The following is a 1,717-nucleotide window of genomic DNA, read 5'->3' as shown; positions in this document are numbered from 1 at the left end:
TGAAGTGCCCCCTGTCAAGTAGACAGTAAAAAAACAAAAACTTGGACACCAATCAAAAAATGGTTGGTGTCTTGTTTATGCTGCTGATGTCTTGAGATGTTCTCTATATTCCATTGGGGCCATACACTTTAATCTTTTTTGATAGCGGTGATGATTATAGTAATGGATGTATTCTGAAACAGCCCGTTCTAATTCTTCGTATGTAGTAAATTTATTGAGATAATACATCTCGGACTTTAACATTCCCCAAAAAGACTCCATTGGGCCATTGTCGATGCATCTAGCGACCCTTGACATACTCTGAATCATTCCGGCATCATCCAGTTTCTTTTTGAATGATTTATTTGTGTATTGAAACCCTCTATCACTATGAAAGATCGGTTTGACATCTGGATATGCCAAGTGAGCAATATCAAAAGTTTTGAACACCAGTGCATTGTTGTTGGAGTACCCCATAACAAAAGAAACGATGCTCTTATCGGACAAGTCTAGAATTGCACTCAAATAAGCCTTCCCTTGAAGACCATATTTCATCTCTGTTACGTCTGTAAGCCACTTTTCACCGAATCCATCGGATTCGAATTCCCTGTTTAACACATTTTCCGCAGTAATCTCCGGTGTGGTAGGAATATAACTTTTCTTTTTCTTGCGACATACAGATTTTAGTCCAAGGATGCCCATCAGCCTGTAAATGCGTTTGTGGTTGAGTGCAAGATTAAATTCTCGATTCAGTTTGATCGTCATTTGTCGATAACCGAGGATTCCGTTTCTTTCTTCGTAAGCGTCTTTAATTAATGAGATTATTTCTATGTTGAATATTTCGTTCGTACTTGCTTTCCGATTAAGCCATTTGTAATACGCAGAACGCTGAACACGGCCGATTTCACAAAGTTGACTGATGGAATATGATTTACTTTCATGAAGATCTTGAATAGCCAAATAAGCCGCTTCGAAGCGTACTTCACTTAGAACGGCCCCCTTTCGAGTTCCTTCAGCTTTTTTAAGAAATCAATCTCCATTTGCTTTTTTCGATTCTCAGCTTGAAGTAGTGAGTTCTGTGCCCTTAGCCTCTCGATTTCGGTCATTTCTTCTTCCAATTTTCGTTTCCCACGTCTGTCCTGAAGTGCATCCATACCTGACTTTAAGTATTTATTTGTCCAAGAATAAACTTGTTGATAGGATACCTGAAATTGCTGTGCGGCCTGAGTATAATCTTGTTGATTTTCTATACAAAACCTTACAATTTCAATTCTTTCTTCGAAAGTAGTCTTTCTTCCATTTGTCATGATAGGCGCTCCTCCTGTGCCGGAAGCTTTTAGCTCTTCATGACTATTATACTTTAGTATCCAGTTACGTAGCTGCTTGGTTGATTTAATGCCGTACCGTTTGCAAAGTTCCATGTAAGAGCCACCGCCTGCTAGATAATCTTGAACAGCGGTTATCTTTAGCTCTTGGGAATAGGCTGCGTTCTTCGAAGTATTGAGCAGTCCAATTGGACCTAGCGATTGATAAGTTTGGAGCCATTGCCTAATTGACGAATTCTTAATACCGAGTGTTTTTGCTAAGCGATTCAGCGTATTTTCCCCGCGAAGGATTTGTTCAATAGCCGTAATTTTTACCGGACCGGAAATCTTTGCTCTGTGAGACATAAAAATGCTCCTCCTTGCAGGTAGACAGTTTTATTATTTCAACTGTCTACCCGAAGGGGAGCATATCA

The 1,717-nt window shown here is 39.6% G+C and carries 1 protein-coding gene and 1 pseudogene; both read right to left on the bottom strand.

The features are described from left to right. Positions 1–75: 75 nt before the first annotated feature. A pseudogene (locus C3B52_RS35405) lies at positions 76–945 on the bottom strand (IS3 family transposase); the annotation flags it as partial. A 20-nt stretch (positions 946–965) separates the two neighbouring features. Next, positions 966–1,649 (bottom strand): helix-turn-helix domain-containing protein, encoded by a 684-nt coding sequence (locus tag C3B52_RS35400; RefSeq protein WP_103110991.1) that lies wholly within the window; start codon positions 1,647–1,649, stop codon positions 966–968. Positions 1,650–1,717 lie beyond the last annotated feature (68 nt).

The sequence above is a fragment of the Brevibacillus reuszeri genome, from assembly GCF_002897295.1.
In the GTDB taxonomy this organism is placed as follows: domain Bacteria; phylum Bacillota; class Bacilli; order Brevibacillales; family Brevibacillaceae; genus Brevibacillus; species Brevibacillus reuszeri_A.
Note: the sequence above shows the minus strand (reverse complement) of the source record. Positions and strands in the feature narration are given on the sequence as shown.

Excerpts from the sequence above, each read along its gene's own strand:
- C3B52_RS35400 (WP_103110991.1), bottom strand. The coding sequence starts at position 1,649 with ATGTCTCACAGAGCAAAGATTTCCGGTCCGGTAAAAATTACGGCTATT.